Genomic DNA, 24,922 nt, shown 5'->3' on the forward strand with positions numbered 1-24,922 from the left:
TGGGTGAGTCGTACGAAGAACTCCGAAGACCTGTTCGCCCGCGCCCGCGACGCCGTCCCGGGAGGCGTCAACTCCCCGGTGCGCGCGTTCGGAGCGGTGGGCGGCACCCCGCGGTTCATGGTCTCGGGGCAGGGCCCCTACATCACCGACGCCGACGGCAACCGCTACGTCGACCTGATCTGCTCCTGGGGTCCGATGATCCTGGGTCACCGCCACCCGGCCGTCGTCGAGGCCGTCTCCGAGGCCGTGGCGGCCGGTTTCTCCTACGGCACGGCCACGCCGGGCGAGGTCGAGCTGGCCGAGGAGATCGTGGCCAGGGTCGCCCCGGTCGAGAAGGTGCGCCTGGTCAGCTCCGGCACCGAGGCGACGATGAGCGCGGTACGCCTGGCCAGGGGCTTCACCGGCCGGTCCAAGGTGATCAAGTTCGCCGGCTGCTACCACGGCCACGTGGACGCGCTGCTGGCCTCGGCGGGCTCGGGGGTGGCGACGTTCGGGCTGCCCGACACGCCGGGCGTGACGGGGGCGTCGGCGGCCGACACGATCGTGCTGCCGTACAACGACATCGCGGCAGTGGAGGCGGCGTTCGAGGCGTCCGAGATCGCGTGCGTGATCACCGAGGCGTGCCCGGCCAACATGGGCGTCGTGCCGCCGCGCGACGGCTTCAACGCCCGCCTGCGCGAGCTGTGCACCCGGCACGGCGCGCTGCTCATCGTCGACGAGGTGCTGACCGGCTTCCGCGTCTCCAAGGCCGGCTGGTACGGCCTCGACCCGGTCGACGCCGACCTGATGACGTTCGGCAAGGTCATGGGCGGCGGGCTGCCGGCGGCGGCGTTCGGCGGCCGGGCCGACATCATGGCCCACCTCGCGCCCGAGGGCCCCGTCTACCAGGCGGGCACGCTGTCGGGCAACCCGCTGGCCTGCGCCGCGGGCCTGGCCACGCTGCGCAACCTGGACGACGAGGCGTACCGCAAGGTCGAGGCCGCGGCCACCGCGGTGGGGGACGCCGCGTCCGAGGCGCTGCGCGCGGCCGGGGTGCCGCACCGGCTGCAGCGGGCGGGCAGCCTGTTCTCGATCTTCTTCACCGACGCCGAGGTGACGAACTTCGACGAGGCGCGGACGCAGAACACCGAGGCGTTCACCGCGTTCTTCCACAGCATGCTCGACCAGGGGGTCTACCTGCCGCCGTCGGCGTACGAGGCGTGGTTCCTGTCGGCCGCGCACGACGACGAGGCGCTCGGCCGCATCGCCGACGCGCTCCCGGCTGCGGCGAAGGCGGCCGCGGCCGTTCTCTGACCCCGGTTCCCGTGGCGGCCGGGCCGGGTGTCAGCGCCCGTCCCGCCGCCACCAGAAGGGCGACAGGGCGCTGCGGCCGCGCGGCTGGGTGCCGGCGTACAGGACGCCGAAGACGATGAGCACGGCGGCCAGCACGCGCGGCCACGACAGCGGCTCGCCGGTCATCAGGACCGCCGACGACATGCCGAACACCGGCACGAGCAGCGTGTACGGCGCCACCGTCGAGGCGTCGTAGCGGCGCAGCAGCCAGCCCCAGACGCCGAAGCCGCCCAGGGTCGAGATGAAGGCCACGTACACGAGGGACAGCCAGCCCTCGGCGGGCGAGGAGAGCACGAGCGGGCCCTCAAGGAGCAGGGAGAGCAGCAGGAGCGGGGGCGCGGAGAACGCGCTCACCCAGATCATGAAGCGCAGCGAGTCGGGCGGGGCGGCGTGGCGCTGGATCACGTTGCCGAGCCCCCAGGCCGCTGCGGCTGCGACGCACAGAAGGAAGGCCCCGAGCGGGCCGGAGACGCCGAAGTCGACGGCGACGATGGCGAGGCCGGCGAACGCGACGGCCAGCCCCAGCACGCGGCGGGCGGTGAGCCGCTCACCGAGCAGGGTCACCGCGAACACCACGGTGAACAGCGCCTGCACCTGCAGGACGAGGGAGGTCAGGCCGGCCGGCATGCCGGCGCGCATGCCCACGAGCAGCAGCCCGAACTGGCCGACTCCGAGGGTGGCGGCCACGCCCAGGACCCAGCGCCAGGCGACGCCGGGCCGCCCCGCGAACAGCAGGGCGGGGAAGGCCGCCATGGCGAAGCGGAGGCCCGCGTACTCCAGCGGCGGGAAGTGGCGCAGGCCCACCTGCATGACCACGAAGTTGTAGCCCCAGACGGCGGCCAGTCCGACGGCCAGGGCGAGGTGGCGGGGGCTCACCTGGGCGCGGTCACCGGGTGGGCTTCTGGTACCGGATGCGCATGTCGCGCGCCTGCTCGGCGAGCACCTTCAGGTACGAGATGGAACCGGTCTGCTGCTTCTTCGTCTTCACGTTTCTCATGCCAACAATTTTCATCTGCTACACAATGAACCACAAGCGAGACTTTCTACGCTAAACGGTTTAGAGTGGCTTACATGTTGGACCTCAACCGCCTCAAAGCCCTTCACGCCGTCCATGTCTACGGCTCGGTCGGAGCGGCGGCCGAGGCCCTCATGGTCACCCCGTCGGCGGTCAGCCAGCAGATCGCCAAGCTGGAGCGCGAGACCGGCGCCCGGCTCATGGAGCGTTACGGGCGCGGCGTGCGGCTGACGGACGCGGCCGGGGTGCTCGCCGAGCACGCCGAGCGCATCCTCGCCCTGGTCGAGACCGCCGAGGCCGACTTCGAGGCGCTGCGCGGCCAGGTCGTCGGCCGGCTCAACGTCGGCGCGTTCCCCACCGCCGCGCGCGGCGTCATGCCCGGCGCGATCGCCTCGCTCAAGCGGCGCCATCCCGACCTGTGGGTGCAGCTCAACGAGCGCGAGCCGGAACGCGTCGTCCGCGAGGTCTCGCGGGGCGAGCTCGACCTCGGCGTCGTCCAGGACTGGCTGACGCGCCCGATGGCGCTGCCCGACGGCCTGTCGAAGGCCACGCTGCTCGACGACGTGGCCGACGTCGCCCTGCCCGCCGATCATCCGCTGGCCGGCGAGCGCGAAGTCGAGCTGGCCGCGCTGCACGGCGAGCAGTGGATCAGCTCGTCACCCGGCACGGTCTGCCACGACTGGCTGGTGTTCACGCTGCGCAGCGCCGCGCTGGAGCCGGTGATCGCGTGCATGGCCGACGAGTACCCCACGCAGCTCGCGCTGGTGGCCGCCGGCCTGGGCTGCGCGATCGTGCCGAGGCTCGGCCGCGACTGCGTGCCCGACGGCGTGCGGCTGGTGCCGCTGCTGCCGCGCCAGTCGCGGCGCATCTACGCGATCTGGCGCTCCGACGCCGCCCGCCGTCCCGCGATCAGGGCCATGGTGGACGCGCTGTCGGAGTCGAGCAGGAAGCAGGAGAACGCCTGGGCCGTCCAGTGACCGCCCGATGACCTCTTCCACGGCCCGCTTCCACGGCCCGCTTTCAGGGCCGGCTTTCAGGGCCCGCTTTCAGGGCCCGCTTTCAGGGTCGGCGCCGCGCCGGTGCGGGCCCTGACCGGGCCCTGCGGACGAGCGGATAGGCTGTGCCCACCATGGCTGAAACCACCGTCGTCCACCTGCTGCGCCACGGTGAGGTGCACAACCCCCAGGGCGTCCTCTACGGCAGGCTGCCCGGCTACCACCTGTCGGAGACGGGCCGGCTCATGGCCGAGACGGTCGCCAAGGCCGTCGGCGGCCGCGACATCGTCGCCGTCTACAGCTCGCCGCTGGAGCGCGCCATCGAGACGGCGACCCCGCTCGTGGAGAAGCTGGGCCTGGAGATCGTCCAGGACGACCGGCTGATCGAGGCGGGCAACCTGCTGGAGGGCCGCGCCGTCGGGCAGGGCCTCGGTGTGCTGCGCAATCCGCGCAACTACCGCTACTTCTGGAACCCGCTGCGCCCGTCGTGGGGCGAGCCGTACCCGGCCATCGTCAAGCGCATGAAGTCGATGATCGACGACGCCAGGGCGGCCGCCAGGGGACACGAGACGGTGCTGGTCAGCCACCAGCTGCCGATCTGGGCCATCCGCTCGGCCGCCGAGGGCCGCAGGCTCTGGCACGACCCGCGCCGCCGCCAGTGCGCGCTGGCCAGCCTCACCACCTTCACCTTCGACGGCGATCGGCTGATCAGCATCGGCTACAGCGAGCCCGCGGGATCGCTGCAGACGGGGCCGTCGATCCCCGGGGCCTGATGTCCGGAGCGTGCGGGCGTCCCGGTAGGGTTGGAAGCTCTACCGGTTGTAGTACAAGGAGATCTTCCTCCGTGCGCGCCAAGTCCATCTCCCTCTTCATCCTGGCTGCGCTGGTCGCGGGCTGCGCCGGCAACCAGGGCGGCCAGCCGCAGGCCGGCGACACCCGCTTCGTCGCGGGCGACGGGAAGATGCAGGTGTTCGAGGCGAGCGAGCGCAAGCCCGCGCCGGCCATCGAGGGCCCGACGCTCGACGGCGGCGCGGCCTCACTCGCCGCGCACAAGGGCAAGGTCGTCGTGCTCAACTTCTGGGCCTCGTGGTGCGGCCCCTGCCGGGCCGAGGCGCCCGTGCTCAAGGAGGTCTGGTCCAAGACCAAGGACACCGGCGTGCAGTTCCTCGGCGTCGACTTCAAAGACCGCCAGGCCGACGCCAAGGCGTTCGAGCGCACCGAGCAGACCGGCTACCCGCACATCTACGACCAGCCGGGCAAGGTCGCGCTGGCCTTCCAGGGCACCGTCCCGCCCGCCGCGATCCCGTCCACGCTGATCATCGACAAGCAGGGCCGCATCGCCGCCAGGGCGCTCGGCGCGGTCAAGTACACCGACCTGATGAACGCGGTGACCAAGGTGCGCGATGAGTGACGTCGTCGCCTCCGGCTCGCTGCTGCTCGCCGTGCCGATCGCGGTGCTTGCGGGCGTGGTGTCCTTCCTGTCGCCGTGCGTGCTGCCGCTGGTGCCCGGCTACCTGTCCTACGTGACCGGCATGACCGCCGACCCCAAGCGGGGGCGGCTGGTGCTCGGCGCGACGCTGTTCGTGGCCGGGTTCGCCCTGGTGTTCGTGCTCAGCGGCGCGCTGTTCGGCGGCATCGGCTCGGTCGTGCTGGGCCACGCCGAGATCATCACGCGGGTGCTCGGCGTGCTCACCATCGTGCTCGGGCTGGCCTTCCTCGGCGTGCTGCCCGGCCTCATGCGCGACGTGCGCATCCACCGGCTGCCCGCCGCAGGGCTCGCCGGAGCGCCGCTGCTCGGCGTGGTGTTCGGCCTCGGCTGGACACCGTGCATCGGGCCCACGCTCGCCGTCGTGCTGACGCTCGGGCTCAACGAGGGCAGCGCGGGGCGCGGCGCGCTCCTGGCCGTCGCCTACGCCCTGGGCCTCGGCCTGCCCTTCGTCGGCGCGGCGCTGGCCTACAGCCGGGCGCTGCGCACGTTCCGTGCCATCCGCAAGCACTCGCGCCTGATCACCAGGGTCGGCGGCGGCATGATGGTCGCCGTCGGCGTGCTGCTCGTGACCGGCCTCTGGGGAGAGATGATCGCCGCCATGCAGGGACTGATCGGCGCGTTCGAGCCGGTGATCTGATGAGCGTCAAGGAGCTGGAGAAGGAGCAGACGGAGCGGCAGGCGTCGTTCGGTCTGATGGCCTGGCTGCGCTGGGCCTGGCGCACGCTCACCTCGATGCGCACGGCGCTGATCCTGCTGTTCCTGCTCGCGCTCGGCTCGGTGCCCGGCTCGCTGGTGCCGCAGCGCGGCGTCGAGCCCGACAAGGTCGCCAGGCTGTACGAGCAGAGCCCGACGCTCGCCGAGTGGTACGACAGGTTCCAGCTCTTCGAGGTCTTCACCTCCACCTGGTTCGCGGCCATCTACCTGCTGCTGTTCACCTCGCTGATCGGCTGCATCGTCCCGCGCACCGCGGTCTACCTGCGCGAGCTGCGCCGCAAGCCGCCCGCCGCGCCGAAGCACCTCTCGCGCCTGCCGCACCACGCCGCCTTCGACGGCGAGCTGACCGTCGAGCAGGCCGCCGCGCGGCTGCGCAAGAGGCGCTTCCGCGTGGTCACCGGCGACGGCTGGGTGTCGGCGGAGAAGGGCTATCTCCGCGAGACCGGCAACCTGTTCTTCCACATCGCGCTGGTCGGCATCCTGCTCGCCGTCGGCGCGGGCTCGCTCTACGGCTACCGGGGCAACGTGCTGGTCGTCGAGGGCGACGGGTTCGCCAACACCGTGGCCGCCTACGACCGCTTCATCCCGGGCAGCAGGGTCTCCGCCGAGTCCCTTGAGCCGTTCAGCTTCCAGCTCACCGACTTCGAGGTGGCCTACCAGGTCGCCGGTGACAAGCGCGGTCAGGCGCTCGACTACACCGCCCACCTCAAGGTCAACGACACGCCGACGTCCCCGGCCCGCGACTACGACCTCAAGGTCAACGAGCCGCTGGAGATCGACGGCACACAGACGTACCTCATCGGCAACGGCTACGCCCCCGTCTTCCGCGTCACCGACGGCAAGGGACAGGTCGCCTTCGAAGGGCCCGTGCCCTGCCTGATCGAGGACAAGGCCACCATGACCTCCGGCTGCGTGGTCAAGGCGCCCGACGCGCAGCCGTCGCAGCTCGGGTTCCTGCTGCGGTTCCTGCCGACGAGCGTGCCGCTCACCGACGGCACGTACGCCTCGGCGTTCCCCGGCAAGATCAACCCCGAGGTGCAGATACTCGGCGCGTTCTCCGGCGACCTCGGCATGCGCTCGGGCAAGCCGCAATCGGTCTACGAGCTGGCCGAGCCCGAGGTGATGCGCAAGCTCAAGCCGGTGCTCATGGGCTCCGACGCGCCCAAGCCGCTGGCCGTGGGCCAGTCGGTCGATCTGCCGGGCGGGCTGGGCAAGCTGGAGTTCACCGGCGTCAAGGAGTGGATCACGCTCCAGACGGCGTACGACCCGGGCCGCATGCCCGCGCTGCTGGCCGCCGCCACGGCGGTCGTCGCCATCGCGCTCTCGCTCATGATCCGCCGCCGCCGGGTGTTCGTCCGCGTCGGCCAGGGCCGGGTCGAGGTGGGCGGGCTGACCCGCACCGACAACTCCGCGCCGGGATTCGCCGAGGAGTTCGCCGACATCGTGAAGGTTCTATCAGCAGGAGAGAAGGATGTCCGCTGAACAACTCGCCGAGCTGAGCGACCTTTTCGTCGTCGCAGCCGTCCTGCTCTACGTCGTCGCCATGCTCGGATTCGCCATGGAACTGGCCTTCGGGCGGGCGCGGGCGGGCAGGGCCGCGAGCGAGCGGCGGGTCGAGTCCAGGCAGCCGGTCGCCGTCGGGGCGACGGCCGCGGGCCCCGCCGTGAGCACCGCCGTGAGCACCGCCGAGGTCTCCGCGACGGCCGGCGACGCTCCGGCATCGGCGGGCACCGCTGCTGAGACCGCCGTCTCCGGCGCTGAGGCGCCCGTGGAGACGCTGTCGGAGGGGCCCGAGTCCTCCGCACCGAGCTCGCCGCTCGCGGCCCGCGCGGGCGTCGTGGCGCTCGTGCTCGCCTGGATCGGCTGGGCGGCCAACCTCGCCGCCATCATCACCCGGGGCCTGGCCGTCGACCGGTGGCCGTGGGGCAACATGTACGAGTTCGTGGTCGCCATCTGCTTCGCCGCCGTGACCGCGTTCCTCGTCACCCAGATCCGCGTCAACGTGCGCTTCCTCGGCGCGTTCGTCATGGTGACCGCGGCGCTCGGCCTGGGCCTTGCGGTCAAGGTGTTCTACACCGCGGCGGGGCCGGTCGTGCCGGCGCTCAACTCGTACTGGATCGCGATCCACGTGACCGCCGCGATCATCGCGAGCGGGCTGTTCACCCTGGCCGGTGTCGCGGGCGTGCTCTATCTGGTGCGCGGCGACGGCCTGTCGCGGCTGCCGTCGCGCGAGGTGCTGGACAAGGCGGTCCACCGGGCGGTCATCTTCGCCTTCCCGCTGTGGACGTTCGCCGTCATCGCCGGTGCCCTGTGGGCCGACCGGGCGTGGGGCCGCTATTGGGGATGGGACCCGAAGGAGGTCTGGTCCTTCATCACGTGGGTGGCCTACGCCGCCTATCTGCACGCCAAAGCGACGGCCGGGTGGAGGGGCAGGGCTGCGGTGATCGTGCAGCTCGTGGCGTTCGGCTGCCTGCTGTTCAACCTGATCGGCGTCAACATCTTCATCGACGGCCTGCACAGTTACGCGGACGTCGACTAGACGCTGAAGGCCCGGATCCGGGCGCGCCGATCAGGAGACGTCGTCGCCGCGCATCCGCCGCTCGAGCTCGCGCAGGAACTCGGGGTCGTCGTCCGGGCCCTTCGGCGCGCCCGGACCGGGGGTGACGGGCCGCGCGGCGCGGGGCACGCGCGGACGGCCGCGCGCCATCCACACCAGCCCGCCCAGCAGCGGGATGAGCACCACGACGAGGATCCAGAGGGGTTTTGGTACGTTCCTAACCTCGTCTTCCGGTGTCGTGACGACGTCGAAAAGCGAGAAGAGCCAGAAGGCCAGCAGAGCCAGGCCGATAACAACACCTGCCATGACCCGAACTGTAAGCCATGTTGAGACGTGATCGTGCTGCCTGATGTCCCATTTCGGGTGACTAGCGGAAGATCTGCGTCGTACCGTGGAAGCCGATGCGGCGGTGTCCACGGGGCTCCGAGGGGCGTTGATGAGAGGTGCGATGGCGTTTTCTCACGACAAGAGCTCCAATGACCGAGGACGGCATCGGCGCGGGCGATGGTGGCGGCGCGGATCGTATTTGTTCTCCCGGCGTAAGGAGGCGCCGCCCGACGCCGACAGGTCGCTCTGGCGCGACGTCCGCGAGCGGGCCCAGGACCGGCGCGAACGGCGTAAAGAGCTGAAGAAGGCCGAGCGCGGTCATCCGCCCGGTGGCGGCGAGCAGAGGCTGGACCGGCCGTTGTGGCCGGGCGCGGACGATCCGGCGGCGCAGAGCCCGTCAGGGGCCGCCTGGGACGCTTTCGCGGTACGCGAGCGCGCGGAGCGGCTGCCCGCCGCCGTCGTTGTCGAGCGGCCCCGCTACACCTGGGACGACTTCGAACTGCCCGACCGGCCGCTGAGAGCCCGGCCCAACCGCCCCGACCAGCCGTCGCTCGGCGACGGCCTGCGCCACTGCGGGGCCCTTGAGAAGATCCTGCACCGCCAGTGGGACGCCAGGTACGGCCCGCCGCCCGTGGAGGTGGTGCGCGCCGTCGAGAGCCTGGCCAGGCTCCCCGACCGGCTCAAAGAGCTGCTCGCCGACGGCCTTGAGGGCATCTACCTCGGCCCCGGCGGAGTGCCCGACCTCGACGACATGGGCTACTTACGCGGCGCCCCGCTCCCGTCGGGGCGCGCGACCTGGGACATCTGCGCGGGCGCGTACGGCGACAAGAAGATCGTCGTCGGAGACCGCCCCTCGCCCACTCCCGACGTGATGATGCACGAGGTGGGCCACGCGATCGACGACGTGGACTCGCCGCACGGCGAATGGGTGTCGGACTCGCCGGAGTTCATGAGACTGTACGAGGCGGCGCTGCCGCTGCTGACCTCCACTTTCCACCGGCAGGGAGGCGGGCTGGGCCGCAAGGAGTTCTTCGCCGACGCCTTCGCCGCCATCGCCTCCCGTCAGCGTCCGGCCCTCGTGGACATGCTCGGCGGTGACACGCGGATGGCGCTCGACATCATGCTGTTCTTCAACCGGCGCTACGGAATCTAGGTGATCGGCCATGTACGTCATCCGGCTCGCGGACGGGACGTTGCGCGTACCGCAGAGCCTGACCAGCCAGGACGGGCGCTTGATCGGTAACGCGTACGTGGAGGTCCAGCCCGGTGACCCCGAGTACGAGCAGTGGCTGGCCGAGTCGCTGACGGAGGAGGAGGCGGAGCTGCGCCGCCGGCGTTGGGCAGAGGAGAACGACGAGCTCGAGCGGGAGTTCCTCGCCTACAAGGCACGGCAGGAGGACACCTGAGCACCCGTGATCGCGTACTTGGCTTCAGGCGCCCGCGAGGGGTACGGACAGGCGCCAGCCACGGTCGGCGGTTGGCGCCGCCCCAGTGCCTTCCCGCACGAGAAGTGTCGGCGGGAGTGCACGCGAACAGTGGGTTCCGCCAGCGGTGATCCTGGCGGGACGGACCACCTGTGTAGCGGTCCATCGTGCAGGATCACCGACTTGACGGAACGTCAGACGCGCGGGGACTCACCTGCTGGCCTGTCGGCCGTAAGAACGTCCTCGCCTCGGAGAAGGGCGTGGACTTCCGACTCGCGGAAGCGCCGGTGCCCTCCGGGGGTGCGGATACTGCTGATGCGGCCTGCCGCTGCCCAGCGTGTAACCGTCTTTGGGTCTACCCGGAAGAGGGCGGCAACCTCTCCTGGGGTCAGCAGACGCTCGCTGCTACTCTCCACCAATCTCTCCCCCTCGCATCCCGCTTCCTGCCAGCGGGCGGACAGGTAACCAGTGTGTCGAGCGAAGCCTGATTTATCCGTGGTTTTCTACAAAGATCACGGGTTGTTATCAGCTGACTGCCCGATTGTTATATGATAGAGCCTCTTTGGGGCTCTCGTGGGTGTTTCTTTACGAAACTCCCTAACTGGGAACAGTAGCAGTGCTCGCGTCCCATGCGAAGAGCGAGCGCTGCACAGGTCCGAGTAACCTCGAACCTGTGCGTCCCGTTCTCGTTTACACCGCGTCGCGGATCGGCCTGTTTCTCGTGACCTTGGGTGTGCTCTTCCTGCTCGGACTGTCAAACCCGCTGGCGCTGATCGTCGCCTCTTTCGTGATCAGCGGCATAGCGAGCTACGTGTTGCTGTCCAAGCAGCGAGACGCCATGAGCGAACGTCTCAGCGCAAGGCTCGAGCGGCCGAAGTCGCAGGACGACTAGGGCAGGGGGAACATGCCAATCCGGGCATGGTACTCCCGTCCGAGTCTGGTTGTGTCGCTACCCACAAGTAGTCCGGTGCTGTGGGCGTAAAACGCCTTCACACCGATCCCGCGCTCGCGCGTCGGATTCCAACTGAGGGCCTTTCCGGTACGCGGATGAATGGCTCCGATGCCGGGCCGCGACACCGCGCCGGGGCCGGCCGAGTCGCGGCCCTGCGGATTGTCCAGCCAGCGCTGGTGCCCGCCCACATAGACGGCCGCGCCGGTCACCGCCACGGAGTACAGAGAATCTCCGCCTGTGCTGTTGACCCAGGTGGGCTTGACGTTCGAGCCCTTGGCATAGGTCTCGAACCGCGCTGCTGTGTCACATATCCCGCCCTTTGGGCCTCCCGTGGTGACGACCACGAAATAGCGCCCGTCGGGGGAGAAGTCGAGACCTCTGACGTAGGAGGGAAACGCGGTGGCGCAGCGGCGCGCGTACGTGGAAGTGCGCCACGCGGCGACCTTCGCCGTCCGCCGGCCGATGTCGATAAGCCCGACCTGGGGCCGCGAATGGCCGTCGAGCGTGGTGAACGTGCCGTCCACCAGCAGCCGGTCCCGGCTGACGGCCAGCGCGTGCACCTTCACCCGCGCCGTCAGCGGGTCGCCCGGCGTGACCGTGAAGCCCGGGTCGGCCGCGCCGGTCGTGGCGTCGAGCCTGGCCAGCGCGGTGCGCGGGCTGACGAAGTCGCCGCCCACGTAGAGCTGGGAGCCGTGCCTGGCGAGCGTGCTCACCATGCCGCCGCCGATGCGCGGCTCGAAGCCGGGCACGAGCGCGCCGTCGGAGAGCCGCAGCCTGGCCAGGCCGCGGGCCCGCTGGTGGTCGATGCCGTGGAACTCGCCGCCGACGTAGACGGTGCCGCCGTCGCCGGCCGCGAGCCCGTACACCGGGCCCGCCACGCTGGGCGCGAAGTCCGGCAGGACGCGCCCGGTGTGCAGGTCGTAGGCGAACAGGTTGGACCGCGGGTACGTCGTACGCCGGCCTGCGTCGCTCACTTCGCTGAACGAGCCGCCGACGACGACGGTGCGGCCCACCACCGTGATCGCGTTGACGATGCCGTCGAGCACGTGAGGTGTGGTGTCGACCGGGTCGGCCGAGACCACGCGCGGGTGCGCGACGGGGGAGGCCGCCGCCGCGCCCGCGTGCGCGACGGCGGACGAGCTGAGGATCGCCGCAAGGGCGACACGGGCAAACATTCGCCAATATTTAGCAGACGCACGGTAATCAAGTTGCTACTTTCCGTCGAATATCCTGATGGCCATAGGGTGTGGGCATGACGCGCGCTCAGTTGGACAAGAGGCCGGACGAGGTCGCCGCGATGTTCGATCGCACCGCCCGGCGCTACGACCTGGTGAATGACGTGATCTCCCTCGGGCAGGTCAGGGCTTGGCGCAAGGCGGTGGCCCGCGCCGTGGACGCCGGCCCCGGTGAGCTGGTGCTCGACCTGGGCGCGGGCACGGGCACGTCGACCGACGCGTTCACCACGCTCGGCGCGCGGGCGATCGCCTCCGACTTCTCGCTCGGCATGCTGCGCACGGGGGTGCGGCGGCACGGCGGCAACGCGCTGTCGGGGCCCGGAGTGCCGTTCATCGCGGGTGACGCGCTGCGCCTGCCGTTCGCCGACAACGTCTTCGACGCGGTGACGATCTCCGTGGCGCTGCGCAACGTGCACGACACCGGGCAGGCGCTGCGCGAGATGCTGCGGGTGGCCAAGCCCGGCGGCCGGCTGGTGATCCTCGAGTTCTCCCACGTCACCGTGCCGGGCTTCGATCTGATCTACCGCGAATACCTGATGCGGCTGCTGCCCAAGGTGGCCAAGGTGTTCGGCTCCAATGACGACTCCTACGAATACCTGGCCGAGTCGATCCGCGACTGGCCCGACCAGCGCACGCTTGCGCGGACGATCCAGGAGGCCGGTTGGGAACGCGTGGCCTGGCGCAACCTCACCATGGGCATCGTCGCCATGCACCGCGGATTCAAGCCCGCCTGAGCATTGGGCCCCGGGGCCGCGGCGGCGCTCATTTTCGTCATCGGCTCGCGTCTGACGAAAACCTCAATTCCGCCCGGCCCGATTTGCCGCTCGGGGGTCGCGCCACGGGATGTTCACCGGATGCGACCCTCGGTCATTTTCCGGGCCGATTATGGTCATCGTTCACCCCGCGCGTATGGCCGCCGTCGCGGCGGGGCGCGGAATGCGCGCGGCGGGATTTCGGACCCGCGCGAGCGCGCCCAGGAGGCGTATCGCGCGGTCGCGGCGCGCGGAAGTCTCAGGAGCGCATCGCTCACGGGACCGCCCGCGAGCCGTCGTGAGCTTGACTGCTAGCGTGACGATCATGACTGTGCTGCCCCAGGCGACACGCCGTCCCCTTGGATCACGGAACAGTACCCCGACTGCCACTATGTGTACGAAAAGCAGTAGACTGCGGGCCGGTAAGTTTGTGAAGGGGTTCACAAAGGAACGAAGGCGCGCCACCCCATGGCCTTCGAGCGTGTGTAGGGACAGGACAGTCCAGTGACCGTGCCAACAGCCACCCATCGAGCGCAGGAGCTCGTCGCGCGTGCGCACAGCCGACGAGTGGCGAAGCGGGCGCGATCATGAGCGACGCCGACGTCATCGTCGTGGGCGCCGGCCCCGCCGGCTCCGCCACCGCCTTCTATCTCGCGCAGGCCGGCCTCGACGTATTGCTCCTGGAGAAGACCAGGTTCCCCCGCGAGAAGGTCTGCGGCGACGGCCTGACCCCGCGCGCCGTCAAGCAGCTCCAGAACATGGGCATCGACATCGACGCCCCCGGCTGGATCAGGAACAAGGGCCTGCGCGTGGTCGGCGGCGGCCTGCGCTTCGAGCTCGACTGGCCCAAGCTGGAGCGCTTCCCCGACTTCGGCCTCGTGCGCACCCGGCAGGACTTCGACCAGATCGTCGCCGCCAACGCGGTCAAGCACGGCGTACGCCTGATGGAAGGCGTCACCGTCACCGGCCCCGTGCTCGACGACCGCAGCGGCCACATCGTCGGCGTCACCACCAAGGACGGCCGCGAGTTCCGCAGCCCTGTGGTCGTCGCCGCCGACGGCAACAGCACCCGCCTGGCCATCGGCATGGGCCTGCACAAGCGCGAAGACCGCCCCATGGGCGTGGCCGTGCGCACCTACTTCGAAAGCCCCCGCCACGACGACGACTACCTCGAGACCTGGCTCGAGCTCTGGGACGGCGACACGCTGCTGCCCGGCTACGGCTGGGTGTTCGGCGTGGGCGACGGCACCTCCAACGTCGGCCTGGGCCTGCTCAACACCAGCGCCCAGTTCAAGCACATCGACTACCGCGACCTGCTGCGCCGCTGGTGCCGCTCGATGCCCGAGGAATGGGGCTTCACCGAGGAGAACATGACGGGCCCGATCCGCGGCGCCGCGCTCCCGATGGCGTTCAACCGCCAGCCCCACTACACGCGCGGTCTGGTGCTCGTGGGAGACTCGGGCGGGTCGATCAACCCGTTCAACGGCGAGGGCATCGCCTACGCCATGGAGACCGGCGAGATCGCCGCGGAGATCATCGCGAAGGCCCTCAGGGAGGCCACCCCCGCACAGCGGGAGCGGACCCTGCGGACCTATCCTCGGGTGCTGAAGGACGCCTACGGGGGTTACTTCACGCTGGGCAGATGGTTCGTCGATGCCATCGGCAAGCCCGGCGTGATGAGCTTCGGCACCAGGCACGGGCTGCCTCACCCGAGGCTGATGCGCTTCGCGCTCAAACTCCTTGGTAATCTCACCGACCGGCGAGGCGATGCGTCGGACATGATCATCAACGCACTCTCGAAGGTCGCGCCACCAGCATGAATCTCAGAATCACCAGATCCCGCTGCGCGCCCGCGCGCGCGGCGACTCCAGAGGAGGCGTAGCGATGGACCTTTACGTGCCCATCCTGGTGCTCGCCGTCATCGCGGGGGGCTTCGCGATCTTCTCGGTCGCCATCGCTCCCTTCACCGGTCCCAAGCGCTGGAACCGCGCCAAGCTCGACGCCTACGAATGCGGCATCGAGCCGACGCCCCAGCCGGTCGGCGGTGGGCGGTTCCCGCTCAAGTACATGGTCACGGCGATGCTCTTCATCGTCTTCGACATCGAGATCATCTTCCTTTACCCGTGGGCCGTCTCGTTCGCGCCGCAGACGAACGACATCGGCCGCGTGGCCACCTCGGGACTCGGCCTGTTCGCGCTCGTCGAGATGCTGCTGTTCATCGTCACCGTGCTCGTCGCCTACGCGTACGTGTGGCGCCGCAAGGGTCTGGACTGGGACTGAAAATGGGACTTGAAGAGAAACTCCCCAGCGGGTTCATCCTCAGCACGGTCGAAGCGGCCGCCGGATGGGCGCGTAAGAACTCCGTATGGCCGGCGACCTTCGGCCTCGCGTGTTGCGCCATCGAGCTGATGGCCACCGGTGGCCCCCACTACGACCTGGCGCGCTTCGGTATGGAGCGCGCTTCGGCATCTCCCCGCCAGGCCGACCTGATGATCGTGGCCGGCCGCGTGTCGCAGAAGATGGCGCCCGTGCTGCGCCAGATCTACGACCAGATGGCCGAGCCGAAGTGGGTCATCTCCATGGGCGTGTGCGCCTCCAGCGGCGGCATGTTCAACAACTACGCCATCGTGCAGGGCGTCGACCACATCGTGCCGGTCGACATCTACCTGCCCGGCTGCCCGCCGCGGCCGGAGATGCTCATCGACGCGATCGTCAAGCTGCACGACAAGATCCAGAACATGAAGTTCGGCGCGCACCGCGCCAAGCAGATCGACGAGCTCGAACTGCAGGCGCTGCGCACGCTGCCGCTGATCGACCAGGGAGCCTCGAAGTGACCTCGCCCGACAACCTCCCCGAGGTCCCGGACGCACAGGTCCCCGAGGCGCCGGCGCCCCAGGAGGCGCCGATCGCCCGCCGGGGCATGTTCGGCGCCAAGGACTCGGGTGACACCTCCGGCTACGGCGGCCTCGTCGTACGCCGCCCGCCGCAGATCTCCACGCCCCGCCCGTACGGCGGCTACTTCGACGAGATCGTCGACGCGCTGGCGCTCGACGACGCCATCGAGCGCGTGGTCGTCGACCGCGGCGAGCTGACCCTGCACATCAAGCGGGAGCGGCTGGTCGAGGTCTGCCAGAAGCTGCGCGACGACCCGGCCCTGCGCTTCGAGCTCTCGCTCGGCGTGTCCGGCGTGCACTACCCGCACCTGAAGGGCGAGGAGCTGCACGCGGTCTACCACCTGTGCTCGATCACCCACAACCGGCGTGTGCGCCTCGAGGTGAGCTGCCCGGACGACGACCCGCACATTCCATCGACGGTCAGCGTTTACCCTGGTCACGACTGGCATGAGCGGGAGACGTACGACTTCTTCGGGATCATCTTCGACGGTCACCCCGCGCTCACCCGGATCATGATGCCGGACGACTGGGACGGCCATCCCCAGCGGAAGGACTACCCGCTCGGCGGCATCCCGGTCGAATACCGCGGCGCCACCATCCCGTCGCCCGACCACAGGAGGAGCTACTCATGAGCACCGCTTATGACGAGGCGACCGAGGGCAAGGTCTATTCGGTCAACGGCGCCGACTGGGACCAGGTCGTCTCCGGCGTGCGCGAGTCCGAGGAAGAGCGCCTGGTCGTCAACATGGGCCCGCAGCACCCGTCCACCCACGGCGTGCTCCGGCTGGTGCTGACGCTCGACGGCGAGACGGTGACCGAGGCCCGCAGCGTCATCGGCTACCTGCACACCGGCATCGAGAAGAACATGGAGTTCAGGACGTGGACCCAGGGGACCACGTTCGTCACTCGCATGGACTATCTCTCGCCGATCTTCAACGAGACGGCCTACTGCCTGGGCGTGGAGAAGCTGCTCGGCATCGAGGATCGCATCCCTGAGCGGGCGCAGGCGATCCGCGTGATGATGATGGAGCTCAACCGCATCTCCTCGCACCTGGTCGCGATGGGCACGTTCGGCATGGAGCTGGGCGCGACCACGCCGTTCCTCTTCGGCTACCGCGACCGCGAGATGGTGATGGACCTGTTCGAGTACATCACCGGTCTGCGGATGAACCACGCCTACATCCGGCCGGGCGGCGTCAGCGTCGACCTGCCGGCGGGCGCGGTCGACAAGGTCGGCGAGTTCCTCAAGGAGATGCCCAAGCGGATCAAGGACATCCGCAAGCTCCTCGACGAGAACCCCGTCTACCTGCGCCGCACCCAGGACGTCGCCTACCTCGACCTGACCGGCTGCATGGCGCTCGGCGTCACCGGCCCCATCCTGCGCGCCGCCGGTCTCCCGTGGGACCTGCGCAAGGCGCAGCCCTACTGCGGTTACGAGACCTACGAGTTCGAGGTCGCCACCGAGCGCGGTTGCGACGTCTACTCGCGCTACCTCGTCCGCATGAAGGAGATGGAGGAGTCGCTCAAGATCATTGAGCAGGCTCTCGACCGCATCGCCGGCCCGCTCAAGGGCGACCCGGTGATGATCGAGGACAAGAAGATCGGCTGGCCCGCGCAGCTCGCGCTCGGCCCCGACGGGTTCGGCAACTCGCCCGACCACATCGCCCACATCATGGGCACCTCCATGGAGGCCCTCATCCACCACTTCAAGCTGGTGACCGAGGGCTTCAGGGTGCCGGCCGGGCAGGCGTACGCCAGCATCGAGTCGCCCAAGGGCGAGCTGGGCGCCCACGTGGTCAGCGACGGCGGCACCCGGCCCTACCGCGTGCACTTCCGCGAGCCGTCCTTCTGCAACCTGCAGAGCTTCCCCGCCATGGCGGAGGGCGGCCAGGTCGCGGACGTGATCGCCGCGGTCGCTTCTATCGACCCCGTCATGGGAGGTGTGGACCGGTGACTTATTCACCGGAAGTCCGTGAGCGTCTGGAGCGGGACGCCAAGGAGATCATCGGGCGCTACCCCAAGACCCGCTCCGCCCTGCTGCCGCTGCTCCACCTCGTGCAGTCCGAGGACGGCTACGTCTCCGACGACGGGCAGGAGTTCTGCGCCGAGATGCTCGGCATCAGCAAGGCCGAGGTCACCGGCGTGGCGACCTTCTACACCATGTACAAGCGCAAGCCCGCCGGCGAATACCACGTCGGCGTGTGCATCAACGCGCTGTGCGCGGTCATGGGCGGCGACCAGATCTGGGAGGAGCTGTCGGAGCACGTCGGCGTCGGTCACGACGAGGCGACCCCCGACGGCAAGATCTCGCTGGAGCGCCTTGAGTGCAACGCGGCCTGCGACTTCGCCCCGGTCATGATGGTCAACTGGGAGTTCTTCGACAACCAGACTCCCGAATCGGCCAAGCAGCTCGTCGACGACCTGCGCGCCGGCAAGGAGGTGCGGCCCACCCGCGGTCCCAAGCGGCTGTGCACCTTCAAGGAGGCCTCGCGCGTGCTCGCCGGGCTGCCCGACGACCAGGCGGGCGAGGGCCCGTCGGCCGGGGAGCCCTCGCTTGAGGGCCTGAAGCTGGCCAAGGCCAAGGGATGGAAGGCCCCCGAAGCATGACGACGACTTTGACACCGGTCCTGACCGCGAACTGGGACCAGCCCAACTCCTTCACCATCGACGTCTACGGCGAGTACAAGGCGGCGAAGAAGGCGCTGGGCATGGACCCCGACGCCGTCATCCAGACCGTCAAGGACTCGGGCCTGCGCGGCCGCGGCGGCGCGGGCTTCCCCACCGGCATGAAGTGGGGCTTCATCCCGCAGGGCGACGGCAAGCCGCACTACCTCGTCGTCAACGCCGACGAGTCGGAGCCGGGCACCTGCAAGGACATCCCGCTGATGATGGCCAACCCGCACGCGCTGGTCGAGGGCATCATCATCACGTCGTACGCCATCCGCGCCAACCACGCCTTCATCTACGTGCGCGGCGAGGTGCTGCACGTCATCCGCCGGCTGCACGCGGCCGTGCGCGAGGCGTACGCCAAGGGCTACCTCGGCAAGGACATCTTCGGCTCCGGCTTCGACCTGGAGCTGGTGGTGCACAGCGGGGCGGGCGCCTACATCTGCGGCGAGGAGACGGCGCTGCTCGACTCGCTCGAGGGCTACAGAGGTCAACCCCGGCTCAAGCCTCCGTTCCCCGCCGTGGCGGGCCTGTACGCCTCGCCTACTGTGGTGAACAACGTCGAGTCGATCGCGAGTGTTCCCTCGATCATCGCGAACGGCGCCGACTGGTTCGCCGGCATGGGCACCGAGAAGTCCAAGGGCTTCGGCATCTTCTCGCTCAGCGGCCACGTCACCCGGCCCGGCCAGTACGAGGCTCCGCTCGGCATCACGCTGCGCGAGCTGCTCGACATGGCGGGCGGCATCCGCAAGGGTCACAAGATCAAGTTCTGGACCCCGGGCGGATCGTCCACGCCGATCTTCACAGAAGAGCACCTCGACGTGCCGCTCGACTTCGAAGGGGTCGGCGCCAAGGGCTCCATGCTCGGCACCCGGGCCCTGCAGATCTTCGACGAGACCACCTGCGTGGTCCGTACGGTGCTGCGCTGGACCGAGTTCTACGCCCACGAGTCCTGCGGCAAGTGCACGCCCTGCCGCGAGGGCACGTACTGGCTCAAGCAGGTGCTTGCGCGCCTGGAGAAGGGCCAGGGCACCGAGGACGACCTGGCCACGATCACCGACATCGCCGACAACATCCTGGGCCGCTCGTTCTGCGCGCTCGGCGATGGCGCGACCAGCCCGATTCACTCCTCGGTGAAGTACTTCCGCGATGAGTACCTCAAGCACTTCGAGATCGGCGGCTGCCCGTTCGACCCGAAGAAGTCCACTCTCTGGGGTGAGCAGTGACAGTCGTAGAGACCGAGACGAACCTGGTGACCCTGACCATCGACGGGTTCCAGGTCAGTGTTCCCAAGGGCACGTTGATCATCAGGGCCGCCGAGCTGCTGGGCATCCAGATCCCGAGGTTCTGTGACCACCCGCTGCTCGACCCGGCCGCCAACTGCCGGCAGTGCCTGGTCGAGATCCCCGACGCGGGCAACGGCCGTGGCTTCCCCAAGCCGCAGCCGTCGTGCGCGATCGAGGTCGCCGAGGGCATGGTGGTGTCGACCCAGCTCACCTCGCCGGTCGCCGAGAAGGCGCAGCGCGCGGCGATGGAGCTGCTGCTGATGAACCACCCGCTCGACTGCCCGGTCTGCGACAAGGGCGGCGAGTGCCCCCTGCAGAACCAGGCCATGTCCAACGGCCAGGGCGAGTCGAGGTTCCAGGAGCAGAAGCGCACCTTCCCCAAGCCGCTGGCGCTGTCCACGCAGGTGCTGCTCGACCGCGAGCGCTGCGTGCAGTGCGCGCGCTGCATCCGCTTCTCCGACCAGATCGCCGGTGACCCGCTCATCGAGTTCTTCGAGCGCGGGGCCAAGGAGCAGGTGCGAGTGGCCGACGGCCAGCCGTTCAACTCCTATTTCTCCGGCAACACCGTGCAGATCTGCCCGGTGGGCGCGCTGACCGGCGCCGCCTACCGGTTCCGCGCCCGCCCGTTCGACCTGGTCTCCACGCCGAGCGCGTGCGAGCACTGCGCCTCCGGGTGCAGCCTGCGCACCGACCACCGGCGCGGCCGGGTGACCCGCCGCCTGGCGGGCAACGACCCGCAGGTGAACGAGGAGTGGAACTGCGACAAGGGCCGCTGGGCGTTCACCTACGCGCAGCAGCCCGACCGCCTCAAGCAGCCGCTGGTCCGCAACGAGGAGGGCGTGCTGGTGCCCACCTCGTGGCCGGAGGCGCTGGAGATCGCCGCTCAGGGCCTGGCCAAGGCCCGCGGCAAGGCCGGTGTGCTGGTCGGCGGCCGTGTCACCGTCGAGGACGCCTACGCGTACGCGAAGTTCGCAAGGATCGCGCTCGGCACCAACGACGTCGACTTCCGCGCCAGGCCGCACTCGGCGGAGGAGGCGCAGTTCCTCGCCCACGCGGTGGCCGGCAAGGGCATCGAGATCAGCTACGCCGACCTGGAGAACGCGCCCCACGTGCTGCTCGTCGGGTTCGAGCCCGAGGAGGAGTCGCCGATCGTCTTCCTGCGCCTGCGCAAGGCGTGGCGGAAGAAGGGCCTGAAGATCTCCTCGATCGCGCCGTTCGCCTCCCCGGGCCTGGTGAAGATGGGCGGCACGCTCATCCGCACCGCTCCCGGCGCCGAGGCCGACGCGATCGGCGACCTGGTCGGCACCCTCGCCGAGGGCACGATCGTGCTGGCCGGCGAGCGCCTTGCCACCGTGCCCGGCGCGCTGTCCGCGCTCGTCCGCCTCGCCGCCGCCTCCGGCGCCAGGATCGCCTGGATCCCGCGCAGGGCCGGTGAGCGCGGCGCGGTCGAGGCCGGCGCGCTGCCCAACCTGCTGCCGATCGGCCGCCCGGTGGACGACGAGACCGCCAGGGCCGAGGTCGCCAGGGCGTGGAACGTCGCCTCGCTGCCCGCCACCCCGGGCCGCGACACCACCGCCATGCTGGCCGCCGCCCGCGACGGCGAGCTGGACGCGCTGGTCGTCGCCGGCGTCGACCCCTACGACCTGCCCGACCCCGCGGCGGCGCTCGACGCTCTCGAGCACACGCCGTTCATCGTCAGCCTGGAGATCCGCGCCAGCGCCGTCACCGACCGCGCGGACGTGGTCCTGCCCGTCGCCTCCGTCCAGGAGAAGGGCGGCACGTTCGTCAACTGGGAGGGCAGGGGCCGCTCGTTCGACGCGCCGCTGAAGGTGCCCGGCCTGCAGTCCGACATGGCCGTCATCGGCAACCTGGCCGACCGGATGGACGTGCACCTGGGCCTGCCCGACGCCAAGGCCGTCCGGCGCGAGCTCGCCGCGCTCGGCTCCTGGCGCGGCAGCCGGGTCAGCCCGCCCAACGCGCTGTCTCGCACGCCGGAGGTGCCGGAGGCGGGCCAGGCCCTGCTGGCCACCTGGCACCTGCTGCTCGACGAGGGCAGGCTGCAGGACGGCGAGCCGTACCTCGCGGGCACCGCCCGCCCCGCCGAAGCACTGATCTCGGGGACCACGGCCGCCGAGCTCGGCGTCGCGGACGGCGACAAGCTCGTCGTCGGCGACCCCGACAGCGGCACCGTGACCCTGCCGGTGCGCATCGCCGACCTGCCCGACCGCGTGGTCTGGGTGCCGGCGAACTCCGGCGGCTGCTCGGTCACGCGTGACCTGCGCGCGGTGGCCGGCGACATCGTCACCATCGGGAGCGCCTCATGACCCACGTTCTCGCGGCCGATCCCACCCTTGCCGACTTCGGCAAGGACCCGCTGTGGATCACGATCATCAAGGCCGTGATGCTGTTCGTCTTCCTGATGCTGAGCATCCTGTTCGGCGTCTGGTTCGAGCGCAAGCTGATCGCGCGGATGCAGCACCGCTACGGCCCCAACCGGGCCGGCAAGTTCGGTCTGCTGCAGTCCGTGGCCGACGGTCTGAAGATGGGCCTGAAGGAGGACATCTTCCCGCGGACCGTGGACAAGGTGCTCTACCTGCTGGCGCCGGTCATCATGGTGGTGCCGGCGTTCCTGGCCTTCTCGATCGTGCCGTTCGGGCCGATGGTCAACCTGTTCGGCGTGCAGACGCCGCTGCAGCTGGTGGACCTGCCGGTTGCGGTGCTGTTCATGCTGGCCATGGGCGCGGTCTCGGTCTACGGCGTGGTGCTGGCCGGGTGGTCGTCGCGCTCGCCGTACGCGCTGCTCGGCGGTCTGCGGTCGGCGGCCCAGGTGGTCTCCTACGAGATCGCGATGGGCCTGTCGTTCGTGGCGATCTTCCTGTTCGCCGGGACGCTGTCCACCTCCGAGATCGTCAGGGCGCAGGAGCAGACCTGGTTCGCGGTGCTGCTGATCCCGTCGTTCCTGGTCTACGTGGTCTGCATGTTCGGCGAGGCCGCGCGTATCCCGTTCGACCTTCCCGAGGGTGAGGGCGAGCTGGTCGGCGGTTTCCAGACCGAGTACTCCTCCTCGCTGAAGTTCGCCCTGATCATGATGGGCGAGTACCTGCACACCTTCACCGCCTCCGGCATCGCCGTGACGCTGTTCCTCGGCGGCTGGCGGGCCCCGGCGCCGATCACCACCTTCTGGGCGGGCGCCAATGAGGGCTGGTGGCCGGTGCTGTGGTTCTTCATCAAGTTCGTGCTGACGTTCTGCTTCATCGTCTGGGTGCGCGCCTCGCTGCCGCGCGTGCGTTACGACCAGCTGATGTCGCTGGGCTGGAAGGTGCTGATCCCGGTCAACCTGGCCTGGATCCTGCTGGTCGCGGCGGTGCGCAACGTCGTCGTCTACGAGGAGAGCCGCACGATCGGCATCGGGCTTGGCGCGGTCATCGTGATCGGCGCGCTGGCCATCTGGATGCGTTTCGACACCGTCAACCAGCGGCGCAAGGAGGAGAAGAAGGCGGAGGTGGAAGCCGAGTTCCAGCAACTGTCCGAGGAACCGGCGGCCGGTGGCTTCCCGGTGCCGCCGCTCGACCTGCCGCACTACCACGGGGTGCAGCACAAGGAGATTCCCAGTGGGACTAACTGACTGGCTGAACCCCGTCAAAGGCTTCGGGGTCACCTTCCACACGATGTTCAAGAAGCCCGTCACGACGAACTACCCGGAGGAGAAGAAGCCGACGGCTCCTCGCTTCCACGGGCGTCACCAGCTCAACCGCTGGCCTGACGGGCTGGAGAAATGCGTCGGGTGCGAGCTGTGCGCCTGGGCGTGTCCCGCCGACGCCATCTACGTCGAAGGCGCGGACAACACCGAGGAAGAGCGCTACTCGCCGGGCGAGCGCTACGGACGCACGTACCAGATCAACTATCTGCGGTGCATCCTGTGCGGCCTGTGCATCGAGGCCTGCCCGACCCGCGCGCTCACCATGACCAACGAGTACGAGCTCGCCGACACCAACCGCGAGAGCCTCATCTACACCAAGGAGATGCTGCTCGCGCCCCTCACGCAGGGCATGGAACAGCCGCCGCACCCCATGCGGCTCGGTGAGACCGAAGAGGACTACTACCGGCTGGGGCGGACCAATGGGTGAGACCATCACTTTCTGGGTGCTGGCCGTCGTCTCCGTCGGCGCCGCGCTCGGCATGGTCTTCAACCGCAAGGCCGTGTACTCCGCGCTGATGCTCGGCACCGTCATGCTGTGCCTGGCCGTCCTGTACGCCGTGCAGGACGCGCCGTTCCTGGCCGCGGTGCAGATCATCGTCTACACCGGCGCGATCATGATGCTGTTCCTGTTCGTGCTCATGCTCGTGGGCGTGGACTCGTCCGACTCGCTGGTCGAGACGATCAAGGGACAGCGCTTCTGGGCGATCATCGCCGGTGCGGGCTTCGCGACGCTGATCATCCTGGCCGCGGGCAACGCGATCTTCGCGCCTGAGGCGGGGCTGGCGGCGGCCACCGGTCAGGGCGGCTACATCCGCTCGATCGCGCTGCAGCTCTTCACCAAGTACGTGTTCCCGTTCGAGATCACCTCGGCGCTGCTGATCACGGCGGCGCTGGGCGCGATGGTGCTGGCGCACCGCGAGCGGGTCACGCAGAAGGCGACGCAGAAGGAGCTGTCCCGCGCCCGCTTCCGCGGCGACCACCCGTCGCCGCTGCCCGGCCCCGGCACCTACGCCAGGAGCAACGCCATCGACATGCCGGCGCTGCTGCCCGACGGGTCGGTGGCCGAGGCTTCGGTCAACCGCCACATCGCTCGCTACGACGTGGAGCACGGTCGCCTCCCGGACAACCCGAAGCTGGCTGAGGCGATCAAGCACGCGGCCGAGGAGAGCACGGCGCCGACCGAGGCCGAGCAGGACGCCGAGACCAATGAGGTGACCAAGTGACGACGCACTACCTCGTCCTGTCCGGCCTGCTGTTCGCGATCGGCGCCCTGGGCGTGCTGATCCGGCGTAACGCCATCGTGGTGTTCATGTGCGTCGAGCTCATGCTCAACGCCTGCAACCTCGCGTTCGTGACGTTCGCCCGGCAGGTGGGCAACCTTGAAGGCCAGATCATCGCGTTCTTCGTGATGGTGGTGGCCGCGGCCGAGGTCGTGGTCGGCCTGGCCATCATCGTGACGATCTTCCGAACCCGCAGGTCCGCGTCCGTCGACGACGCCAACCTGCTGAAGTACTAAGAGGTGACTGGTGGAATCTCAAATCGCTGAGATCGCCCAGCACACCGGTGGAGTGATCGGCAACGCC

The 24,922-nt window shown here is 69.5% G+C and carries 27 protein-coding genes; 23 read left to right on the forward strand and 4 right to left on the reverse strand.

Going from position 1 to position 24,922, the window contains the following annotated elements:
- Positions 1 to 3: 3 nt before the first annotated feature.
- Complete coding sequence (gene hemL, locus AB0K67_RS20725) at positions 4 to 1,293, forward strand: glutamate-1-semialdehyde 2,1-aminomutase (RefSeq protein WP_364062280.1); 1,290 nt, start codon at positions 4 to 6, stop codon at positions 1,291 to 1,293.
- Positions 1,294 to 1,323: 30 nt separating this feature from the next.
- Here hemL and AB0K67_RS20730 read toward each other — a convergent pair whose 3' ends face one another.
- The gene (locus AB0K67_RS20730) at positions 1,324 to 2,208 is read right to left on the reverse strand and encodes an EamA family transporter (RefSeq protein WP_364062283.1); all 885 of its coding nucleotides are present in this window, start codon (positions 2,206 to 2,208) and stop codon (positions 1,324 to 1,326) included.
- Between the two features lie 195 nt (positions 2,209 to 2,403).
- Here AB0K67_RS20730 and AB0K67_RS20735 point away from each other — a divergent pair, with 195 nt between their 5' ends.
- The 6 genes from AB0K67_RS20735 to ccsB all read left to right on the forward strand — a co-directional run bounded on the left by AB0K67_RS20735 (position 2,404) and on the right by ccsB (position 8,084).
- Positions 2,404 to 3,324: a LysR family transcriptional regulator gene (locus AB0K67_RS20735; protein ID WP_364062285.1), complete on the forward strand. Its 921-nt coding sequence runs from the start codon at positions 2,404 to 2,406 to the stop codon at positions 3,322 to 3,324.
- Positions 3,325 to 3,476: 152 nt separating this feature from the next.
- Positions 3,477 to 4,115: a histidine phosphatase family protein gene (locus tag AB0K67_RS20740; RefSeq protein WP_364062288.1), complete on the forward strand. Its 639-nt coding sequence runs from the start codon at positions 3,477 to 3,479 to the stop codon at positions 4,113 to 4,115.
- Between the two features lie 71 nt (positions 4,116 to 4,186).
- Positions 4,187 to 4,753, forward strand: a complete 567-nt coding sequence (locus AB0K67_RS20745; protein WP_364062290.1) for a TlpA disulfide reductase family protein — start codon at positions 4,187 to 4,189, stop codon at positions 4,751 to 4,753.
- Complete coding sequence (locus tag AB0K67_RS20750; protein WP_364062293.1) at positions 4,746 to 5,468, forward strand: cytochrome c biogenesis protein CcdA; 723 nt, start codon at positions 4,746 to 4,748, stop codon at positions 5,466 to 5,468. The genes AB0K67_RS20745 and AB0K67_RS20750 overlap by 8 nt, the downstream gene beginning before the upstream one ends.
- Entirely contained in the window at positions 5,468 to 7,027 is a 1,560-nt protein-coding gene (locus AB0K67_RS20755; RefSeq protein WP_364062296.1) for a cytochrome c biogenesis protein ResB, read from the forward strand. The genes AB0K67_RS20750 and AB0K67_RS20755 overlap by 1 nt, the downstream gene beginning before the upstream one ends.
- Entirely contained in the window at positions 7,017 to 8,084 is a 1,068-nt protein-coding gene (gene ccsB, locus AB0K67_RS20760; protein WP_364062299.1) for a c-type cytochrome biogenesis protein CcsB, read from the forward strand. Before AB0K67_RS20755 ends, ccsB begins: the two co-directional genes overlap by 11 nt.
- Positions 8,085 to 8,114: 30 nt before the next feature.
- On the opposite strand, the gene AB0K67_RS20765 is transcribed toward ccsB, so the two are convergent.
- Positions 8,115 to 8,408: a PLD nuclease N-terminal domain-containing protein gene (locus tag AB0K67_RS20765; protein WP_364062302.1), complete on the reverse strand. Its 294-nt coding sequence runs from the start codon at positions 8,406 to 8,408 to the stop codon at positions 8,115 to 8,117.
- A gap of 220 nt (positions 8,409 to 8,628) precedes the next feature.
- On the opposite strand from AB0K67_RS20765, the gene AB0K67_RS20770 reads away from it, so the two are divergent.
- Positions 8,629 to 9,582: a hypothetical protein gene (locus tag AB0K67_RS20770; RefSeq protein ID WP_364062305.1), complete on the forward strand. Its 954-nt coding sequence runs from the start codon at positions 8,629 to 8,631 to the stop codon at positions 9,580 to 9,582.
- A 10-nt stretch (positions 9,583 to 9,592) separates the two neighbouring features.
- The gene (locus AB0K67_RS20775) at positions 9,593 to 9,835 is read left to right on the forward strand and encodes a hypothetical protein (RefSeq protein ID WP_364062308.1); all 243 of its coding nucleotides are present in this window, start codon (positions 9,593 to 9,595) and stop codon (positions 9,833 to 9,835) included.
- Between the two features lie 212 nt (positions 9,836 to 10,047).
- Here AB0K67_RS20775 and AB0K67_RS20780 read toward each other — a convergent pair whose 3' ends face one another.
- On the reverse strand, positions 10,048 to 10,269 hold the full coding sequence (locus tag AB0K67_RS20780; RefSeq protein WP_026214226.1) for a BldC family transcriptional regulator: 222 nt from the start codon (positions 10,267 to 10,269) through the stop codon (positions 10,048 to 10,050).
- Positions 10,270 to 10,526: 257 nt separating this feature from the next.
- Here AB0K67_RS20780 and AB0K67_RS20785 point away from each other — a divergent pair, with 257 nt between their 5' ends.
- Positions 10,527 to 10,745: a DUF4229 domain-containing protein gene (locus AB0K67_RS20785; protein ID WP_364062311.1), complete on the forward strand. Its 219-nt coding sequence runs from the start codon at positions 10,527 to 10,529 to the stop codon at positions 10,743 to 10,745.
- Here AB0K67_RS20785 and AB0K67_RS20790 read toward each other — a convergent pair.
- Positions 10,742 to 11,980 (reverse strand): hypothetical protein, encoded by a 1,239-nt coding sequence (locus AB0K67_RS20790; RefSeq protein ID WP_364062314.1) that lies wholly within the window; start codon positions 11,978 to 11,980, stop codon positions 10,742 to 10,744. The two genes, AB0K67_RS20785 and AB0K67_RS20790, sit on opposite strands and share 4 nt — an antisense overlap.
- A gap of 77 nt (positions 11,981 to 12,057) precedes the next feature.
- Here AB0K67_RS20790 and AB0K67_RS20795 point away from each other — a divergent pair, with 77 nt between their 5' ends.
- The 13 genes from AB0K67_RS20795 to nuoK all read left to right on the forward strand — a co-directional run bounded on the left by AB0K67_RS20795 (position 12,058) and on the right by nuoK (position 24,855).
- Entirely contained in the window at positions 12,058 to 12,774 is a 717-nt protein-coding gene (locus AB0K67_RS20795; RefSeq protein WP_364062317.1) for a demethylmenaquinone methyltransferase, read from the forward strand.
- A gap of 605 nt (positions 12,775 to 13,379) precedes the next feature.
- Positions 13,380 to 14,612 (forward strand): geranylgeranyl reductase family protein, encoded by a 1,233-nt coding sequence (locus AB0K67_RS20800; RefSeq protein ID WP_364062320.1) that lies wholly within the window; start codon positions 13,380 to 13,382, stop codon positions 14,610 to 14,612.
- A gap of 64 nt (positions 14,613 to 14,676) precedes the next feature.
- Complete coding sequence (locus tag AB0K67_RS20805) at positions 14,677 to 15,072, forward strand: NADH-quinone oxidoreductase subunit A (RefSeq protein ID WP_364062323.1); 396 nt, start codon at positions 14,677 to 14,679, stop codon at positions 15,070 to 15,072.
- Positions 15,073 to 15,074: 2 nt separating this feature from the next.
- Positions 15,075 to 15,626, forward strand: coding sequence for an NADH-quinone oxidoreductase subunit B family protein (locus AB0K67_RS20810; protein ID WP_364062326.1), 552 nt, complete (start codon positions 15,075 to 15,077; stop codon positions 15,624 to 15,626).
- An 86-nt stretch (positions 15,627 to 15,712) separates the two neighbouring features.
- A complete protein-coding gene (locus AB0K67_RS20815; RefSeq protein WP_364063242.1) occupies positions 15,713 to 16,318 on the forward strand; it encodes an NADH-quinone oxidoreductase subunit C in 606 nt (201 codons plus the stop codon).
- Positions 16,315 to 17,640 (forward strand): NADH-quinone oxidoreductase subunit D, encoded by a 1,326-nt coding sequence (locus AB0K67_RS20820; RefSeq protein ID WP_364062329.1) that lies wholly within the window; start codon positions 16,315 to 16,317, stop codon positions 17,638 to 17,640. Before AB0K67_RS20815 ends, AB0K67_RS20820 begins: the two co-directional genes overlap by 4 nt.
- Positions 17,637 to 18,293 (forward strand): NADH-quinone oxidoreductase subunit NuoE, encoded by a 657-nt coding sequence (gene nuoE / locus AB0K67_RS20825; RefSeq protein ID WP_364062332.1) that lies wholly within the window; start codon positions 17,637 to 17,639, stop codon positions 18,291 to 18,293. Before AB0K67_RS20820 ends, nuoE begins: the two co-directional genes overlap by 4 nt.
- Positions 18,290 to 19,579, forward strand: coding sequence for an NADH-quinone oxidoreductase subunit NuoF (gene nuoF / locus AB0K67_RS20830; protein ID WP_364062335.1), 1,290 nt, complete (start codon positions 18,290 to 18,292; stop codon positions 19,577 to 19,579). The genes nuoE and nuoF overlap by 4 nt, the downstream gene beginning before the upstream one ends.
- Positions 19,576 to 21,963 (forward strand): NADH-quinone oxidoreductase subunit G, encoded by a 2,388-nt coding sequence (locus AB0K67_RS20835; RefSeq protein WP_364062338.1) that lies wholly within the window; start codon positions 19,576 to 19,578, stop codon positions 21,961 to 21,963. The genes nuoF and AB0K67_RS20835 overlap by 4 nt, the downstream gene beginning before the upstream one ends.
- The gene (gene nuoH, locus AB0K67_RS20840) at positions 21,960 to 23,264 is read left to right on the forward strand and encodes an NADH-quinone oxidoreductase subunit NuoH (protein WP_364062341.1); all 1,305 of its coding nucleotides are present in this window, start codon (positions 21,960 to 21,962) and stop codon (positions 23,262 to 23,264) included. Before AB0K67_RS20835 ends, nuoH begins: the two co-directional genes overlap by 4 nt.
- Positions 23,251 to 23,766, forward strand: a complete 516-nt coding sequence (gene nuoI, locus AB0K67_RS20845) for an NADH-quinone oxidoreductase subunit NuoI (protein WP_080043639.1) — start codon at positions 23,251 to 23,253, stop codon at positions 23,764 to 23,766. The genes nuoH and nuoI overlap by 14 nt, the downstream gene beginning before the upstream one ends.
- The gene (locus tag AB0K67_RS20850; RefSeq protein ID WP_364062344.1) at positions 23,759 to 24,562 is read left to right on the forward strand and encodes an NADH-quinone oxidoreductase subunit J; all 804 of its coding nucleotides are present in this window, start codon (positions 23,759 to 23,761) and stop codon (positions 24,560 to 24,562) included. Before nuoI ends, AB0K67_RS20850 begins: the two co-directional genes overlap by 8 nt.
- Positions 24,559 to 24,855, forward strand: coding sequence for an NADH-quinone oxidoreductase subunit NuoK (gene nuoK / locus AB0K67_RS20855; RefSeq protein WP_364062347.1), 297 nt, complete (start codon positions 24,559 to 24,561; stop codon positions 24,853 to 24,855). The genes AB0K67_RS20850 and nuoK overlap by 4 nt, the downstream gene beginning before the upstream one ends.
- The last annotated feature ends 67 nt before the right edge of the window (positions 24,856 to 24,922 follow it).

It is taken from the genome of Nonomuraea sp. NPDC052634 (assembly GCF_040678535.1).
Lineage (GTDB): Bacteria > Actinomycetota > Actinomycetes > Streptosporangiales > Streptosporangiaceae > Nonomuraea > Nonomuraea fastidiosa.

Coding starts and splice junctions, on each gene's coding strand:
- AB0K67_RS20750 (WP_364062293.1), top strand. CDS start 4,746: ATGAGTGACGTCGTCGCCTCCGGCTCGCTGCTGCTCGCCGTGCCGATC.
- AB0K67_RS20775 (WP_364062308.1), top strand. CDS start 9,593: ATGTACGTCATCCGGCTCGCGGACGGGACGTTGCGCGTACCGCAGAGC.
- AB0K67_RS20735 (WP_364062285.1), top strand. CDS start 2,404: ATGTTGGACCTCAACCGCCTCAAAGCCCTTCACGCCGTCCATGTCTAC.
- AB0K67_RS20800 (WP_364062320.1), top strand. CDS start 13,380: ATGAGCGACGCCGACGTCATCGTCGTGGGCGCCGGCCCCGCCGGCTCC.
- AB0K67_RS20795 (WP_364062317.1), top strand. CDS start 12,058: ATGACGCGCGCTCAGTTGGACAAGAGGCCGGACGAGGTCGCCGCGATG.
- AB0K67_RS20805 (WP_364062323.1), top strand. CDS start 14,677: ATGGACCTTTACGTGCCCATCCTGGTGCTCGCCGTCATCGCGGGGGGC.
- AB0K67_RS20765 (WP_364062302.1), bottom strand. CDS start 8,408: ATGGCAGGTGTTGTTATCGGCCTGGCTCTGCTGGCCTTCTGGCTCTTC.
- AB0K67_RS20820 (WP_364062329.1), top strand. CDS start 16,315: ATGAGCACCGCTTATGACGAGGCGACCGAGGGCAAGGTCTATTCGGTC.
- AB0K67_RS20810 (WP_364062326.1), top strand. CDS start 15,075: ATGGGACTTGAAGAGAAACTCCCCAGCGGGTTCATCCTCAGCACGGTC.
- nuoF (WP_364062335.1), top strand. CDS start 18,290: ATGACGACGACTTTGACACCGGTCCTGACCGCGAACTGGGACCAGCCC.
- AB0K67_RS20850 (WP_364062344.1), top strand. CDS start 23,759: ATGGGTGAGACCATCACTTTCTGGGTGCTGGCCGTCGTCTCCGTCGGC.
- AB0K67_RS20755 (WP_364062296.1), top strand. CDS start 5,468: ATGAGCGTCAAGGAGCTGGAGAAGGAGCAGACGGAGCGGCAGGCGTCG.
- AB0K67_RS20815 (WP_364063242.1), top strand. CDS start 15,713: ATGTTCGGCGCCAAGGACTCGGGTGACACCTCCGGCTACGGCGGCCTC.
- AB0K67_RS20740 (WP_364062288.1), top strand. CDS start 3,477: ATGGCTGAAACCACCGTCGTCCACCTGCTGCGCCACGGTGAGGTGCAC.
- ccsB (WP_364062299.1), top strand. CDS start 7,017: ATGTCCGCTGAACAACTCGCCGAGCTGAGCGACCTTTTCGTCGTCGCA.
- AB0K67_RS20790 (WP_364062314.1), bottom strand. CDS start 11,980: ATGTTTGCCCGTGTCGCCCTTGCGGCGATCCTCAGCTCGTCCGCCGTC.
- nuoH (WP_364062341.1), top strand. CDS start 21,960: ATGACCCACGTTCTCGCGGCCGATCCCACCCTTGCCGACTTCGGCAAG.